General features: G+C 48.8%; 14 protein-coding genes and 1 riboswitch. Of the genes, 4 read left to right on the top strand and 10 right to left on the bottom strand.

Translation table 11 applies throughout. The features are described from left to right. From IEY24_RS21705 to argS, 4 genes are all read right to left on the bottom strand, one after another. Complete coding sequence (locus IEY24_RS21705) at positions 1-894, bottom strand: 1,4-dihydroxy-2-naphthoate polyprenyltransferase (RefSeq protein ID WP_188935964.1); 894 nt, start codon at positions 892-894, stop codon at positions 1-3. A gap of 25 nt (positions 895-919) precedes the next feature. Continuing rightward, on the bottom strand, positions 920-1294 hold the full coding sequence (locus IEY24_RS21700) for a DUF5618 family protein (RefSeq protein ID WP_188935962.1): 375 nt from the start codon (positions 1292-1294) through the stop codon (positions 920-922). A 72-nt stretch (positions 1295-1366) separates the two neighbouring features. Then, positions 1367-1924, bottom strand: a complete 558-nt coding sequence (locus tag IEY24_RS21695; protein WP_229222862.1) for a glutathione peroxidase — start codon at positions 1922-1924, stop codon at positions 1367-1369. Between the two features lie 135 nt (positions 1925-2059). Continuing rightward, positions 2060-3838, bottom strand: a complete 1779-nt coding sequence (argS, locus tag IEY24_RS21690; protein WP_188935958.1) for an arginine--tRNA ligase — start codon at positions 3836-3838, stop codon at positions 2060-2062. A gap of 163 nt (positions 3839-4001) precedes the next feature. On the opposite strand from argS, the gene IEY24_RS21685 reads away from it, so the two are divergent. Continuing rightward, on the top strand, positions 4002-5561 hold the full coding sequence (locus tag IEY24_RS21685) for a hypothetical protein (protein ID WP_229222860.1): 1560 nt from the start codon (positions 4002-4004) through the stop codon (positions 5559-5561). Between the two features lie 5 nt (positions 5562-5566). Here IEY24_RS21685 and pyrR read toward each other — a convergent pair whose 3' ends face one another. Continuing rightward, on the bottom strand, positions 5567-6109 hold the full coding sequence (gene pyrR / locus IEY24_RS21680; protein WP_188935956.1) for a bifunctional pyr operon transcriptional regulator/uracil phosphoribosyltransferase PyrR: 543 nt from the start codon (positions 6107-6109) through the stop codon (positions 5567-5569). Between the two features lie 63 nt (positions 6110-6172). Here pyrR and pth point away from each other — a divergent pair, with 63 nt between their 5' ends. Further along, positions 6173-6733: an aminoacyl-tRNA hydrolase gene (pth, locus tag IEY24_RS21675; protein WP_188935954.1), complete on the top strand. Its 561-nt coding sequence runs from the start codon at positions 6173-6175 to the stop codon at positions 6731-6733. 592 nt (positions 6734-7325) lie between these two features. On the opposite strand, the gene IEY24_RS21670 is transcribed toward pth, so the two are convergent. After that, positions 7326-8723 (bottom strand): OmpA family protein, encoded by a 1398-nt coding sequence (locus tag IEY24_RS21670; protein ID WP_188935952.1) that lies wholly within the window; start codon positions 8721-8723, stop codon positions 7326-7328. A 73-nt stretch (positions 8724-8796) separates the two neighbouring features. Here IEY24_RS21670 and IEY24_RS21665 point away from each other — a divergent pair, with 73 nt between their 5' ends. Beyond that, positions 8797-9681 carry a DMT family transporter gene (locus tag IEY24_RS21665; protein WP_188935950.1) on the top strand — a complete coding sequence of 295 codons (885 nt, stop codon included), beginning with the start codon at positions 8797-8799 and terminating at the stop codon, positions 9679-9681. Positions 9682-9719: 38 nt separating this feature from the next. On the opposite strand, the gene IEY24_RS21660 is transcribed toward IEY24_RS21665, so the two are convergent. From IEY24_RS21660 to IEY24_RS21650, 3 genes are all read right to left on the bottom strand, one after another. After that, the gene (locus IEY24_RS21660; protein ID WP_188935948.1) at positions 9720-10508 is read right to left on the bottom strand and encodes a PhzF family phenazine biosynthesis protein; all 789 of its coding nucleotides are present in this window, start codon (positions 10506-10508) and stop codon (positions 9720-9722) included. 128 nt (positions 10509-10636) lie between these two features. Further along, positions 10637-12187, bottom strand: coding sequence for an alpha,alpha-trehalase TreA (gene treA, locus IEY24_RS21655; RefSeq protein WP_188935946.1), 1551 nt, complete (start codon positions 12185-12187; stop codon positions 10637-10639). A 39-nt stretch (positions 12188-12226) separates the two neighbouring features. Beyond that, positions 12227-13168: a M20/M25/M40 family metallo-hydrolase gene (locus IEY24_RS21650; RefSeq protein WP_188935945.1), complete on the bottom strand. Its 942-nt coding sequence runs from the start codon at positions 13166-13168 to the stop codon at positions 12227-12229. A 148-nt stretch (positions 13169-13316) separates the two neighbouring features. Then, a riboswitch (SAM riboswitch) is annotated at positions 13317-13424 on the top strand. A 131-nt stretch (positions 13425-13555) separates the two neighbouring features. Between IEY24_RS21650 and IEY24_RS21645 the strand changes: the two genes are divergently transcribed. Next, entirely contained in the window at positions 13556-14608 is a 1053-nt protein-coding gene (locus tag IEY24_RS21645; RefSeq protein ID WP_188937316.1) for a homoserine O-acetyltransferase family protein, read from the top strand. 80 nt (positions 14609-14688) lie between these two features. Here the strand turns inward: IEY24_RS21645 and IEY24_RS21640 are convergent, their stop codons facing one another. Then, positions 14689-15459, bottom strand: coding sequence for a glycerophosphodiester phosphodiesterase (locus IEY24_RS21640; RefSeq protein ID WP_188935944.1), 771 nt, complete (start codon positions 15457-15459; stop codon positions 14689-14691). Between the last annotated feature and the right edge of the window lie 2 nt (positions 15460-15461).

The raw sequence follows: 15461 nt of genomic DNA, 5'->3' as shown, positions 1-15461 counted from the left end.
TCAAAGTACAATTCCAATCCCGAAAAGGATCACAAAAAGCAGCGTCGAAAGTGCCATTTGTTTCAGGTACGGATCGAGGTCGCTTGCTTTGGTGAGGCGTGAAATGGCCAGACCGTTTTTGACAAACAATGGAAAGCTGAGGAAAAAGATAAGGCTGGTGTAGCTGGAAAAATGCTGCGCCGTGTAAACCGTCACGCAAAGCATGCCGATCAGCAGAATGCACCAGTGATATACAATTGCCTTTTCGCGGCCAATGCGTACGGGAATCGAGTTTTTCCCGGTCGCGCGGTCCGAATCGATGTCGCGGATATTGTTGATATTCAATACGCCTACGGCGAATAGGCCGCAGCTTGTTGCCGGCAGGAGCAATCCCCAATTCCAGATATGGGTATGCAGGAAGTTGCTGCCGATGACGCCCACCCAACCAAAGAAGATCAGTACCGAAAGGTCGCCCAGGCCCACGTAGCCATAAGGCCGCTTGCCGGCGGTGTAGGTGATAGCCGCGATAATGCAGGCAATTCCAATGCCCAGAAACACCCAGAATGTATTGGCTGGTGCGCCTTTCAACGCGATCGTCAGCAAGGTAATGCCTGAAATCAATGCCAGTACCGAGAAAATAATGATCGCCCGCAGCATTTTGGCAGCCGTAATTTGCCCGGAATGCACAGCCCTCTGCGGCCCTTCCCGGAGTTCGGTGTCCTTCCCATTCACGGCATCGCCGTAATCGTTGGCGAAGTTGGAAAGTACTTGCAGAAGTATCGTCGTCAGAACGCTCAGACCCGCTACCGGCCAGCTGAATTGCCCCGAGGCCGCAGCCAGGAAGCAGCCCATTAAAATACAGGATAATGCAAGAGGTAATGTACGGGGACGTGCGGCTTCAATCCAGGGATTCATTTTCGGTAATATTAATCGGGTAATGTCAGGCCGCCGTTTTTTGCTCGGCCCAGTTGATAATTATTTCGGCAAGATCAAGGCCTTCCCGGGAAATGCCGGCAACAAGGTTTCCATCGTAGCTCATAGCCAGATGGAGCGTGTCGTAAGCCCCAACAAATGCCGTAAGAATCTTCTTGTCAATTTGAGACAGCTCTTCCTTGTACCACTCTACGCTCTTCCTACCCTTTTTCTTATCCCCAAAAACTGCGTCCAAGGCAACCAACACCCCGGAATAGGCGGTATGACCCGCCATTTTTACATGCTTTCTGTCTTTGTAAAATCCATCTTCCTTTATCGCTTTTTCGCGAAGGATTTCTTTGGCATTGGAGAGGTAGCGGCGGGCTTCGTTAATGTCTTTCATAGTTGCGTGTAGTTATGTGTGAGTAAAACTGCCGTAGACCGTCTCTGGAAGCGACCTACGGCAGTTACAAAATTAAATCCCAACCGCCTTCGTAAATTCCTCGTCGGTAGGCAATACTTTGGAGGCGAAGAAGTTGGTCAGCTCGCCTTTTTCGTTGATCACGTATTTACAGAAATTCCAGGTAGGAACTTTGTCGTTCCAGCCGTTCAAATCTTTGCTGCTCAGCCATTTGTAAATAGGTGCCTGGTCGTCGCCGAGTACCGATACTTTTTCAAACATCGGGAATGTAACGCCGTAGGTTGCAGAGCAGAAAGTAGCGATTTCATCGCTCGTGCCCGGCTCCTGTCCACCGAAGTTGTTGGCAGGGAAGCCCAAAACCACCACTTTGTCGCCGTGATCTTTGTAGAATTTCTCCCAGTCGGCATACTGCTTCGTGTAACCGCATTTGGAAGCCACATTCAGGATCACTACTTTTTTGCCTTTGTATTTGCTCAAATCAACGGTTTTGCCGCCTACCAGCGACTTTACCTTGAAATCATAAAGCGTTTGCTTTGCAACAGGAGCATTCTCCGGACGGCTCGCTATTTCGGATTTATCAACGAAAAGTCCGGTAATTAGTGAAGTAATCATAATGAAAAGTGTCTTAATAAGGCTCATCGTAGTTTTGGTTATGGTTAGTACATATATGAATAAAACGGTTGGCACATATTTGAGTTGTTACCATATCCAAAACGCACTGATCAGCAGATTTTGGTAACTATTTTCCTACATTCTTTCGGGAACGTCTATGCCCAATAACCCCAAAGCCTTGCGAATCGTTTCCGCAACAGCACCTGATAATGCGACGCGCAGTTTTACCGCCTCGGGATCCGGGTCGGAGAAGATCGAAACCTCCGCATAGAACTGGTTATAAACCTTCGCGAGGTCGAATGCATACTGGGAAATGAGTGACGGGGCGAACTCGTTGGCTGCCGCTAATACCTTCACCGGATATTGCGACAACGCAAATACCAGCTCGCGTTCGGCCTGGTGCATCACGTAGCTGTCACCCGGAATTTCCGCAAGGATGCCCGCCTGCTCACCCTTGCGCATGATCGAGCGGATACGTGCGTACGTGTATTGGATAAATGGCCCTGTATGTCCCTGAAAATCAATTGATTCTTCGGGATTGAACAGCATTCGTTTCTTCGGGTCTACTTTCAGCAGGAAATATTTCAATGCGCCCAATGCGAGCTGGTTGTAAAGCTGTTTGGCTTCTTCGCTGTTGAAGTCGTCGATTTTACCAAGTTCCTGCGTACGAGAGGCAGCGGTTTGCACCATCTGCGCTACCAGGTCATCGGCGTCGACAACTGTGCCTTCGCGGGATTTCATTTTGCCGGAGGGCAAATCCACCATTCCGTAGCTGATGTGGTAGCAGCCATCGGCGTAAGTCCGGCCAAGGCGCTTCAAAATGGCAAATAATACCTTAAAGTGATAATCCTGCTCATTACCTACCACCCACAGGTAACGGTCATTGCCGAAATCGTTGTTTTTTAGCTCGGTTGTACCCAGGTCCTGCGTAATGTAGACGGATGTGCCGTCGCCGCGGAGTACCAGCTTTTCGTCGAGCCCTTCTTTCGTAAGGTCGATCCAGACGGAGTTGTCCGCTTTCTTGAAGAATACCCCTTTTTGGAGTCCTTCCTCGATAATATCCTTGCCTAATAGGTAAGTGTTTGATTCATAATAGGTTTTGTCGAAACTCACGCCGATTTTGTTGTAAGTTTCCGCAAAGCCTTCATAAACCCAGTTGTTCATTTTTTGCCAGAGCGCTACCGTTTCCGGGTCATTATTTTCCCAAAGCAGAAGCAACTTCTGCGCTTCCAAAATCCAGGGAGCTCTTTTAGCGGCTTCTTCCTCGCTCAGACCTTGTTCGACCAGTGCCTTGATCTGCTGTTTATATTCAACATCAAACAAGACGTAATACTTGCCTGCAAGGTGATCGCCTTTAATGCCGCTGGACTCCGGCGTTTCGCCGTTGCCCAGTTCGCGGTAGGCCAGCATCGACTTGCAAATGTGGATACCGCGGTCGTTGACCAAACAGGTTTTTTCCACATCATAACCACTTGCTTTCAGGATCCTCGAAAGCGAATCGCCAAGGAAGTTGTTGCGCAAATGGCCGAGGTGAAGCGGCTTGTTGGTGTTAGGGGAAGAGAATTCCACCATGACAGACTTTCCGTTCGAAGGCAGCGAGCCGAATTTTTCATCGGTAAAGATCTTGCCGAACAGGTCGAGCCAGGTGCTGTCTTTGAGACTGATATTCAGGAATCCCTGTACGACATTGAAGCCTGCAACGACTGATGAAGATGCAAGGAGCTCATCACCAATGATCTGCCCGATCTCGGCTGGGGCCTTGCGGGCGGCTTTGGTCAAAGGAAAAGTGACAAATGTGTAAAATCCCTCAAATTCTTTCTTGGTGGGTTGCAGAAGGATCTCCTGATTGTCCAGCTGGAAATGTTTTTGGACCGCTTTTTGAATATCCTCTTTAAGTATTGCTTCAATTGTCATGAAAAATCGGGTATTCCGGAAACGCTTTCTCGTTTTAAAAGATACATTCCCGCAAGTTTTTATTTAAGTGAAATTATTTCTAATATTAATAGCAATGTAAGCCTTGCAGGATGCAAAATTAGGCTAATTATTGATCTGTGTCACACCCCAGAAGGAAGAAGTTATGCATAACCGTTCTATAAATTATTCCGGGTTGAAATTAATGCTGCTACTGGTGTTCGCGCCGCTCTGGGGTGCCTGGGCGCAATTGCAACAATCCGACCGCCTCGAAATCCCGACTAGTTCTTCTTCTTCCGAGCAATTTGAGGTTTTCAGCCTGGGCGAGCGGGGTATTTTGTCGGTAATCAGGGGCAATGAGTTTTCGAATCGCAACGAACAATGGGAATTTGTGAAATACGATACGACGCTGAAAGCCCTTTGGCGTACTTCGTACAAGCTTGACTTTCGATACATCCCCGTAATGGCTTACAAGGCCGACGAAAGCGGTTATTGGCTCTTCGCCGAGCCGGATACCGACAAGTTCCTGTTTCTGCAACTGAATTTCAACGACGGTTCCATCGATACTTATAAGGGCAACCTGCTTTCGGGGGTGGATGTGCAGCATTTTAAGGTGATCGGCAGCAAGGCGCTGGTCTCCGGCTATTACCGCTCACGGCCGGTCGTGATCGTGCATTCGTTTTTCGACCATACCACCCGCGTGCTGCCGGGTCTTTTTGAAAAGAATACCGAACTGAACAATGTGGATATCAATGAGATCGACGGATACATCAACGTGATCACTTATGCTTACAGGAAGAAGAATTGTGTTTTTGAAATAAAGACCTATAATTATGACGGTAAGCTACTGAAAAAGACTACATTAAGCGATCCTCGTTACAGCTTCATTTCCGGTCAGATCGTCCCGTTGAACCCCAATGATTCTTACCTGATCGGTAACTATTCCGTAGGATGTACCCAGTATTCGCAGGGGCTTTACGTGACCCACATTTCGGACGATACGCCCGAGGAGCCGCAGTTCATCGAGTTTTCCGAATTGCAGAATTTTTTCAATTACATGAAACCCAAGCGCCGTGCTCGGGTGCTCGAAAAGATCGGGAAGCGGAAAAGTCTCGGCAAGGAGAACCGGTTCAGGTATCGGTTGCTGGTGCACCAGCTGATCCAGACGGAGAAGGAAATTGTGTTGGTAGCGGAAGTGTATTACCCCAATCAGCGCTCCACTAGCCCGATTATTTCCGGAGGCATTTCGCGCCCGTACGTGGCGCGAGCGCTCGAAGGCTACCGCTACACCCATGCCATCGTATGCGGCTTCGACCGGAGCGGAAAATTTATCTGGGATAACACCATTACGATCAAAGACCTCACCAGCTTCGATTTACAGGAAATGGTACAGGTGACGCCGGTCGACGATTACTTTGTACTGGCTTATCCACAGGAAGGCGAGATCCATACCGAGGTGATCAGTCGCAATAAAGTGGTGGTGGAGACGGAAAAATTCAAAATCAATCCGAAATCGGAAAAGGAAAAGGTCCTGAACAATGAAGACGGCTACCTTTCGCCCTGGTATGGCCAATATTTTCTTGCCTACGGCATGCAGCGCATCGGCACGTCGTCGGTAGTGCAGGGGCGCGAGGTGTTTTACGTCAATAAACTGACTTACAAGACCGACGAAATCGGGAAAATAGAGGCCAAGGAAGAAGCTTCCCGGCCCGGCCACCAACCATAATTATTTTAGTCGACGAGCCAGATATGATCGGCGTCGAATCCCTGCTCTTTCCATTCGACTTGCACGCGTTGCGTTTCAACCGTGCTAACCTCCATTCCCACGTAATCAGGGTCGATGGGCAGCTCGCGGTTGTAGCGGCGGTCGATGAGCACGAGCAATTCCACTGCTTTGGGGCGACCGAATGCCGTCATGGCGTCGAGCGCGGCGCGTACCATGCGGCCGCTGGCCAGCACGTCGTCGATCAGGATCACTTTTTTGCCTTCGATCAGGAAGGGCACATTGGTTTTGTTCGGCACAAGCGGGGACTCGCGGCGGCGGAAGTCGTCGCGATAGAACGTAGCGTCCAAATGCCCTACCAAGATATTCTGCCCGGTTTTTTCACGCAGCTCCGTCACAATACGTTCGGCAAAATGGATTCCCCTGGGCTGCAAACCCATGACGACCGTGTTTGAAAAATCCTGGTGATTCTCAATCAATTGCTGGCATAGCCGGCTGATCATTATTTCCAGAAGAGGGCTGCTAAGTACTAATCGTTTTTGGGGTATCATGAAATTTCCCTGAATTTTAGCCTAAATTAATGTGCTCTTAGACGAAATTAAAACTTTTATTCAATGAAATATCTGATTGCCGGGCTCGGAAATATTGGTCCGGAGTATGCTTTCACCCGACATAACGCCGGCTTTATGGTGCTCGATCGCCTTGCTGCGCAGCACGACTTCAAGTTTTCCTTTGAAAAACTAGCCTTTGTGGCCGAGTGGAAGTATAAAGGCAGGCATATTTATTTTATCAAGCCGACTACTTACATGAACCTGAGCGGTAAGTCAATCCGGTATTACATGGACCAGTACAAAGTCACGACCGAAAATACGTTAACCATTGTGGATGAGCTGCAATTGCCGTTTGGAACACTGCGGATCAAGCCCAAAGGCAGCCACGGCGGGCACAACGGGTTGAAGAATATTGAGGAATTACTGGGCACTACAGAATACCCCAAACTACGTTTCGGGATCGGAAATAATTTTCCGCGAGGCAGGCAAGTAGATTATGTACTTAAACCTTTTTCCAATGAGGAAATGGCGGAGCTGCCCATTATTTTGGACAAAGCTGGGGATATGGTTACATCATTTTGCACTTTGGGGATACAATCGACAATGAATAATTATAACCAATGATTGTACTTTTTAAAGAAAATATAAATATTTCAAGAATTGTATTTATTTGGTTTTTGATCGTTTTTTCGAAATTTAATAAAAGTTAATTGCTGATTTTTAATATAAAATAAGTTTTAAATTGTTGAAATTGCGAGAAAATTCCAAAGAAAATTTTGATGACTGCATTTTGGATAATTTGTAATTTCAAAATTAATGCGGACATTTGTAATGCAATAAGGCAGAAGGGGAATTGAATAAATCCATGACGCCAGACTGAAATACTGTTATCTTTGCATAATAATGGAATTTCGGGGTTCTATGTCTGCGAAATTAAGTGTGTAGAAAACGTTTAAAAGAGCGAAACAGCAAAATTTCGTCAGATCTGGAGAATAATTAACGCCGTATATTGGTTAAGTTCTCTGAATTTTGTAAAGAAGAAAAATTGGAGTATTATTGATAGTATTCTTACTTTACAGAAACAATGAAACGATCAGCAGGCCTGAAACGTTAACAGATAAAGAAAAGACAGCTTTTAAAGCTAGAAAATATATAAGATAAGAAAAGGTTAAGGGTTTAGGAATAGTCAGTATAAAGCCATCTCCATGAGATGGCTTTATCTTTTTATCTGCTCTGCCCACACTTCCACTCGTCTGTTTGATTTTTTTGTCAATTCTGTCTGGTTCATCAGTTTCGGTTGTGCCGAGCCGTAACCTGATGCTTCAATACGATCGGCCAGGATGCCTTTTCCGATCAGATAGGCTTTCACGGTCTCGACCCGCTTGTTGGAAAGTTCCAGGTTTTTCTCGAAGCTTCCGGTATTGTCGGTATGGCCTTTCAGTACTAGCCTCAAATCCTGCCGTCTCTGGAAATAGGTGACGATTGAATCCAGGTCGGTGAGAGCGCTGTCTTCCAGCACCTCGGTACCCTGACTGAAATACAGCGTCGAAAGCGGCGTGGAATGCGTTTCAGGAACCATATTCATCAATGCTTTGATCTCTTCGAAGCGATTATTGGTGCTGACAACCACACTTTTCGACTGGAAACCGTCGGCCTGCGCGGTAATGCGGTAGGTTTCGTGCGGCGGCAGTTCTACGTTATAGACGCCGTCAACGGTTTTGGTGTGCGCTACCAGGGAATCATTCGCTGATTTCCGGACATGAACCTCGGCATCATTGACGGGTTTCAGGTTACGACCGTCATAAACTCTTCCTGTGACGATAGCAAGGTTTCTATTCCGGGCGGGTTCGGGTTTTTCTTCCACCGGTTTCGGATCTTCCTTGGGCTCCTCTTTTTTGGCGACCGGTTCTTTAAAGTTCTTGGCGATTGTCTGGTAGCTCCGGCGCACAAAAACAGGCGTCATCACGCGGTCGTAAATGCGTACGAGTGCCACAGTGCCCGCGCTGGATTCGTTGCCGGCAATCAGATCGTCCTGAAACAAGTTCAGCACCTGGTCCGCGTCGAGAACGCCTTCGGTACCCGGATCTTTGAACTCTACTTTCGAAAGCCCGTTGATGTACATTTTGATGATCTTTGTCTCATGATCTCGCGAGTACACATAATGCACGTACTGTTTTGCGCGCACGGGTGCTTTTTCGCTCACGGCAAAGTCATAGAAGTTGAGCTTGCCATTGTAAATGTAGGTGCCGTAGTCGCTTTTGCGGTTCTTGAAATCGAGCACGCGCTTCCAGCTATCGAGTTCGTCGAGTTTAAAATAGATCTCGACAGTAAACGACTTGTTCAGGAAGCCCTTGGTTTCGGCATTGTTGAATTGCAGCCCGCTGTTTTTCTCGAAAACATAGATCGATCGTGAAAGATAATCGGAGCCGGGAATGTGCTCTTTGATGATCTGCCCCGCTTGCCCGAGCGGTTTCAGTGCCGGTCCGCCGCTTTCAATAGGCAAGAAGCCATTATTGAAGTCATAAGTCCACTGGTTCTGGGCGTGAACATGCAGCGCCGGGGCAGAAAACAGAGCAATCAGCACCGTCCGCAGGGCATTCTTTTTGTTAATCATACCCAAAAATATAAAAAGTGGGGGCGGAAGCCGAAGTACAACTTGTAATTTTGGACTCTTATTATTCTTGCGCGTGAAAAACATTGGTATCGGTCTTCTCTTTTCCATTCTCTGGTCGTCGGCATCCGTAGCAACGAAGTTTGGCGTGCAATCGGCATCTCCTTTGATACTGGCAAACGTTCGGTTCTTTATAGCTGGTATCTTGCTGCTATCATTTTCGTACGTATTTGTCAAAAATAAAGCCTACCGGTTGCCCACCAGAAAAGAATGGCAGCAACTGGCGTTGTTCGGTTTTCTGAATACAACGCTCTACCTGGGCCTGTACGTGTACGCGATGAAGTATACCGCGGCCGGAATCGGCAGCCTGGCAGTGTCCACCAACCCGTTGATGATCGTATTGCTCTCATCGTGGTGGCTGAAACGAAAACCCAAAGCAGAAGAATGGACGGGGATAATCCTTGGAATGGGCGGCGTGGCCGTAGCGACTTATCCGCTGCTCGCCGACAGTTACACGACAATAGGCGGCATTACCCTCTTGCTCGTCAGCATGGTAACCGTTTCTGCGGCCAGCGTTTATTATGCAACCGTGAAATGGGAGCTCCCTAACTTGCTTATCAACGGCTGGCAGGTGTTCCTGGGTGGCGTTTTTCTGCTGCCGGCCACCTTGTTAATGGCCGATCTCAGTACTACCAAATTAGATACTGTTTTCTGGGGTTCGGTACTTTGGCTCAGCCTGGCGGTTTCGATCGTAGGATTGATCTGCTGGTTTTACCTGCTCCGCATTGATACCGTAAAGGCATCGTTGTGGCTCTTCCTCTGCCCGTTGTTCGGATTTTTCTTCGCCTGGTGGCTCATGGGCGAGCCCGTGACGATTTACACCATTTTCGGGACGGTACTTGTCGTTGCAGGCTTGTATGCCGGCCAACGGACGAAATTTGCCGGGAAAAAGAGCGACTAGCCGTCCCCGAATGGCCGTCCCCGAATGGCCGTCCGCGCCTAATCTACGAGGATTTCGCCTTTGAGATACAACCTCGCCTGGCCGCCGATGTAAACGCGGTCGCCATCCAGTTCGCACTTCAGAAAACCGCCGCGGCGTGAGAGCTGGCGCGCATTCAGTTGCGTTTTAGAAAGCTTGTCGGCCCAGTAGGGGATCAAAGTCGTGTGCGCGGAGCCGGTTACCGGATCTTCATCGATGCCCGATTGTGGCGCGAAGAAACGGGAAACGAAATCCACGTCGTCGCTGGTGGCGGTTACGATCACACCACGCGCAGGAATGGTCGACAGGATAATGATGTCAAGATCCAGGTTCCTGACCTCATCCTCCGATTCCAGTACAACGAGGTAATCAGTTTTGCCTTTGTAAACTTCCAGAAGCGTCGTGTTTTTCAGGCTTTCAACCAGCCCTGGTGGTGGCACGGCGATGTGGTATTGATCGACAGGGAAGTTCAGCGTAAGCCAATCTTCCTTGCAGTCGACGGTGAGCACGCCGCTTCTCGACTCGAAGCTGATCGACTGCCCTTCGTAGTTCTGAATATTGAAAATCACATAGGCAGCCGCAAGTGTGGCGTGGCCGCAGAGATCAACTTCCACCAAGGGCGTAAACCAGCGGATATGGAAACCGTTTTCTGTCGGGACATAGAAAGCCGTTTCGGCAAGATTGTTTTCGGAGGCGATGGCGAGCATCGTTTCCTCGGGTAGCCATTGTTCCAAAGGAACTACCGCAGCAGGGTTTCCACCAAACAACTTGTCAGTAAAAGCATCGATTTGGTATATGGGGAGTTTCATGAAGTCAAATGGGCTTGGTGATGGCAATGTATTAAAAATATCGGCTACGGGGTGCTTTTTTTGGCAATTTTTAATATAATATATTGGAAATGGATAAAAAATCAAAGCATTTAGACTACGAAGTACTCCTAACGTTTTCTGTTTTTCATGCGAAGGTAAACGCCGTTCGTCCAGCCGAAGCCCTCCTGGATTTCGTATTCACCTCCTCCGGCGATCAGGTTGGTGTCGGACACGTTGTATTTTTCGAGCATTTTTCCCGAATGTCTGAACTCTTTCTCGATCAGCCCTAGCCATTCGTCGCTCAGTTCGTTGGCAGTCCTGTGAAAATTGTAGTTCCGTAACCCCTTGTAAACGATCCATTGCAGCGGGGCCCAGCCATTTGGCGCGTCCCATTGCTGGCCGGTGCGTACCGTGGTGGTCAGCAGTCCACCCGATTTCAGAAAGTTCAGGCGGATATACGCCCGCACATAATGTGAGTGGGGCTTGGGCGCAAGTTTGAAAAATAGCGGAAAGGCACCTGCGATGGTCACGGCTTTGGTGAAATCCCTTTTCTTCAAATCATAATCCATATAATAGTGCTTCGACTCATCCCAGAAATAGGTCTGAATGGCAATATTCCGTTGCCTGGCTTTCTCTTCGTAGAGCAAATGCATCCGCCGGTTATCGTTCAACAGGTAGGCTTCCGCAATGGCCTTTTCGAGATGGTATAGCAGGCAATTCAGGTCTATGGGCAGGATGTCGGTGGTGTGAATGGACGCAAAATCGTTTTCATCGGCAAACCAGCGGCTGCTGAAATCCCAACCCGATTCAGCGGCGGCCCGGATATGCCGGAAAAGCTCGTCAGGCGGGGTGCCGTACTTTTCTTGCGCCTCGTGCGCGAGATCCATGTCCTCGCTGTACGACTCCGGCCGTGGTGTTGCTTTGTCATCCCAATAGCGGTTCAACAGTGCGCCGTCGGGCAAGTATACCAGGCGCCGGTGTGCCGTAAAAGGCTCACAGGGCTCCTGGCAGCCATCCATCCAGTAATCATACTCCTTTTGCATCTGGGCCAGGTATTTTTTCAAAACCTTTTTGCCTTCCATTTCACTGAACAGCCTCACCATCAATGAGAAGAACGGCGGTTGCGAGCGACTGAGGTAGTACGTCCTGTTGGCAGTGGGGATAAAACCCAGGGTATCCACCAGATAAGCAAAGTTATTGAGCATATTCTCAATGAGTTCCGCCCGGCCCGACTCTTTGAGCCCCAACATTGTAAAATAGCTGTCCCAGTAATAAATCTCACGGAAACGCCCGCCCGGCACCACATACGGATGGGGCAGGGGGATGAGTGACCCGCCTCGTTCCTGATTCTCGGGTTGCCGCGTTAGAATGGACCAGAGCTTACCAACATGCTCGGACACCGCATCATCCTTGTCAGTAACAAAATCGGAAGCAATATGCACCGGCATTCTGAAATGCGCCCGAATGAATGTTTCCATATCAAAATCGGGTCCGTCCTTTTCCTGGTGATACCGTTCGATGATCAGGACCGGATCTTCCAGTGGGACGGCATCCGCGAATGTTTTGGAGTCGGAGAAAATGTGGCTGCATTGGACGTCACGAAACAGCGTTCCGTACAACTCCTCGGGAGAGATGTGAGCCTGGCCATAAGTGAATGATGGAGCAACAAAACCGTACAAAACAAACTGACTTTAAAGGGTTTCAGACTGGATTATAACTTATTTGACTTCTGTGAATTTAAGTTTTGGTAATAACATCGCATTCTCAATGAGTTTGATCTGAATACCAAGGATGCCAGCCTCCGCATTTGCGTCGACCTTCTCCGTGTCGTCGGTCGGCTTGTGATAGTCGTCGTGTCCGCCGGTATGGAAGAATAGCACGGGTATTTGTTTGGCGTAAAACGGACCGTGATCCGAGCCGCCGCTTCCCGCGTTGTCTGTAAAAAACTTCGTATCGCTTTTCACATCCTTAAAAATTACGGGCCATTCCTCGCTGGTACCATACCCGCCGATGCCCACGCCCCGGCCTGGATCGTAACGGCCGATCATGTCCATATTCGACATAAAGTTGATATCGGCCAAGGGTAACGTCGGGTTATTCACAAAATACCGTGAGCCGACGAGCCCCAGTTCTTCCGCTCCGAAAGCGATAAACAGGAAGTTATACGGCTCCTTTTTATCATTTCCTGAAAAATACCGCGCCAGTTCGAGCAATCCGGCCACGCCGGAGGCATTGTCGTCGGCGCCGTTATGGATTTGTCCTTCTGGTTTTTCGGCTTTGGAACTTCCCTGGCGGCCGAGGCCAAGGTGGTCAAAATGAGCGCCTATGACGATGGTATATTGGGCCCCGTTGTCGAGAAAGCCGATCACATTCCGGGTTTGGCGAACACTATCGGGAACGACTATTCGTCGGATTTTCGCGGTGAAAGGCTGGTAATAGCCCTCGGTTCCTTTGGGTAAAAGATGGTACTTTTTGAATTGTTTCGCCACATACTTCGCAGCTTTCTCGTTCTCTTTGCTTCCCGTACCGCGGCCTTTCATTTTGTCGGAAGCCAGGTAGGAAATGTGCTTGCGGATGTTTTCCGGTGAAGGGGTTACAGACTGTCCGGATGCCTGCATAGCGCCCAAAACGAGCAGCAGACTGTGAAAAAAGATTCTCATTCGATATAAAATAGTTGACGGGCAAAGATAAGCTCTCGCAGCCCGGGCGAGCTCCGGCGACCGACAGAATTTTTGCATTTATTTGTATTTTCAGGCATCCGCACTTAATATTGCACCATCAATCAATTGCTTCCCTTGAACGGCGGTTGATTTATAAAGAAGAGGCGAGAGAATGGGCTCTATGAACCTCTGGCAACCTGCTACCACATCGGAGAAAGGTGCTAATTCCCACCTAAGTTATTAGGAGATATAAAATCAATTCGTGTGCTCTTACAGTTAGAAATTTCCGTAAGCCGATTGGCTTTAGTCTCGCAGCTACAACCGAAAAATTGTATTTCGGCTGTCCATTTTACCATGTGTTGAATTTAACCACGTGCTGTGGCTCTTATGCAAGCGGAACAGAAGACATTTAAATACCCGTATCCCTACACACTCGAAATGGGTGGTGAATTGCCAGGGTTTGAACTCGCATACACCACTTATGGAGAAAGGAACGCCAGCGACACCAATATCGTCTGGATTTGCCATGCGCTTACCGGCAGCTCCAATGCGACCGAGTGGTGGGATGGGCTCGTAGGCGACGACAAATATTTCAATCCTGCGCAGCATTTTATCATTTGTGTGAATGTGCTCGGCTCGGCATACGGCTCCACGGGGCCGCTTTCTGTAAATCCAAGGACGAACCATCCCTATTACCGCAACTTTCCGACACTTACTGTACGGGATGTCGTAGGAACATTAGATCTTTTGCGGCAGGAGCTGGCGATCAACAAGATCAAGATCTGCATCGGCGGGTCGCTTGGCGGGCAGCAGGCGCTGGAGTGGGCGGTCGAAAAGCCCGATTTGTTCGAAGAACTGATCCTGATCGCTTCCAATGCACTCCATTCACCCTGGGGTATCGCGTTCAATGAGTCCCAGCGGATGGCGATCGAGGCCGATCCGACTTTTGCGGAGGAAGGCCCGGATGCGGGAGCAATGGGCATGCGCGCGGCGCGGTCGATTGCATTGCTTTCGTACCGTAATTATGATACTTACAACTTTACGCAAGCGCGCGACAATCCCGACCAGATCGACGAGTTCCGTGCGTCGTCGTACCAGCAATACCAGGGCGACAAATTTGTGAAACGGTTCAATGCATTCTCTTACTGGGCGTTGTCCAAAATCATGGATTCGCATAATGTGGGTCGCAACCGCGGCGGGATCGTGCATGCGCTCGGGCTCGTGAAGGCGAAAACGCTGGTATTGGGCATTAAGTCCGATTTGCTTTTTCCACTTTCGGAGCAGCAATTCCTGGCCCGGCACATTCCGGATGCCGCATTCCAGGAGATCGATTCGCTGTACGGCCACGATGGCTTCCTGATCGAGTACAAGCAGCTTACGCAGGTAATCAGGGCGTGGCAGGAAACGAACGGGCAGTTGCAGATGGCGCGCATTCGTTAATGTAATCCTGGTGATATTATAAATCAAAACTCCCGATCGGTTGCCGGTCGGGAGTTTTGATTTGAATGTATTCCAAAATATTACTTCGAAAGGCTCAGCAACAGCTCCGGCTCGTTGGTGGTGATGTAATCCACATCCTTTTCGAGGAAGTATTTCAAATCTGCCTCATCATTTACTGTCCACACGTTGGTAGTCAGCTTTTTCTGGCGCATTGCGGGAATGTAATCCTCTTTTTTCTTCAAAATACTCAAATGGTAATCGATACCGTCGAGGCCGGCCGCCTGGATTTCGTCAGGCGTTTTGTCGCCGTTCAGGTATTCCACGTGTGCTTTCGGTGCGAGTTCTTTCACTTTCAGACAAACGTCCCAGCTGAATGCAATGTAGTCGGTAATCTTTTCCACCTTCATTTTCTTCACCAGTTCGACGCATTTGGTAGCCAATGCCAACGAGCGTTCCTTGCTGATTTTGGAAGTTTTAATTTCGAGAATCAAACGAGTCTTCTTTTGCTTCGAACCCGCCTTCAAATAGGCCTCCAAAGTCGGTAATGCTTCTCCATTCGCCAATTTGATCTTCGAAAGCTCGGCTGAATTGGTCGTTTCGATATTCGTTCCCTGGATCGAATGGTCGTGCAAAACATACAAAACCGAGTCGGCCGACATGTGCACATCAAACTCGCTGCCATAGCAACCCAGCTTGATGGCGTGTTCCAGTGCGCCGATTGAATTTTCGGTAGCACCCGTATTTTTCCAGGCACCGCGGTGCGCGATCACCTTGTTTTTCTTTTGAGACATACCTTCCATCGACACCAGGCTCATCAGCCCGATTGCAAGCATTAAAAATCCTTTTTTCATTG

The organism is Dyadobacter endophyticus, from assembly GCF_014641595.1.
Lineage (GTDB): Bacteria > Bacteroidota > Bacteroidia > Cytophagales > Spirosomataceae > Dyadobacter > Dyadobacter endophyticus.
This window is presented reverse-complemented; position numbering and strand designations above follow the sequence as displayed.

Coding starts and splice junctions, on each gene's coding strand:
- IEY24_RS21705 (WP_188935964.1), bottom strand. CDS start 894: ATGAATCCCTGGATTGAAGCCGCACGTCCCCGTACATTACCTCTTGCA.
- IEY24_RS21700 (WP_188935962.1), bottom strand. CDS start 1,294: ATGAAAGACATTAACGAAGCCCGCCGCTACCTCTCCAATGCCAAAGAA.
- IEY24_RS21695 (WP_229222862.1), bottom strand. CDS start 1,924: ATGATTACTTCACTAATTACCGGACTTTTCGTTGATAAATCCGAAATA.
- argS (WP_188935958.1), bottom strand. CDS start 3,838: ATGACAATTGAAGCAATACTTAAAGAGGATATTCAAAAAGCGGTCCAA.
- IEY24_RS21685 (WP_229222860.1), top strand. CDS start 4,002: ATGCATAACCGTTCTATAAATTATTCCGGGTTGAAATTAATGCTGCTA.
- pyrR (WP_188935956.1), bottom strand. CDS start 6,109: ATGATACCCCAAAAACGATTAGTACTTAGCAGCCCTCTTCTGGAAATA.
- pth (WP_188935954.1), top strand. CDS start 6,173: ATGAAATATCTGATTGCCGGGCTCGGAAATATTGGTCCGGAGTATGCT.
- IEY24_RS21670 (WP_188935952.1), bottom strand. CDS start 8,723: ATGATTAACAAAAAGAATGCCCTGCGGACGGTGCTGATTGCTCTGTTT.
- IEY24_RS21660 (WP_188935948.1), bottom strand. CDS start 10,508: ATGAAACTCCCCATATACCAAATCGATGCTTTTACTGACAAGTTGTTT.
- IEY24_RS21650 (WP_188935945.1), bottom strand. CDS start 13,168: ATGAGAATCTTTTTTCACAGTCTGCTGCTCGTTTTGGGCGCTATGCAG.
- IEY24_RS21645 (WP_188937316.1), top strand. CDS start 13,556: ATGCAAGCGGAACAGAAGACATTTAAATACCCGTATCCCTACACACTC.
- IEY24_RS21640 (WP_188935944.1), bottom strand. CDS start 15,459: ATGAAAAAAGGATTTTTAATGCTTGCAATCGGGCTGATGAGCCTGGTG.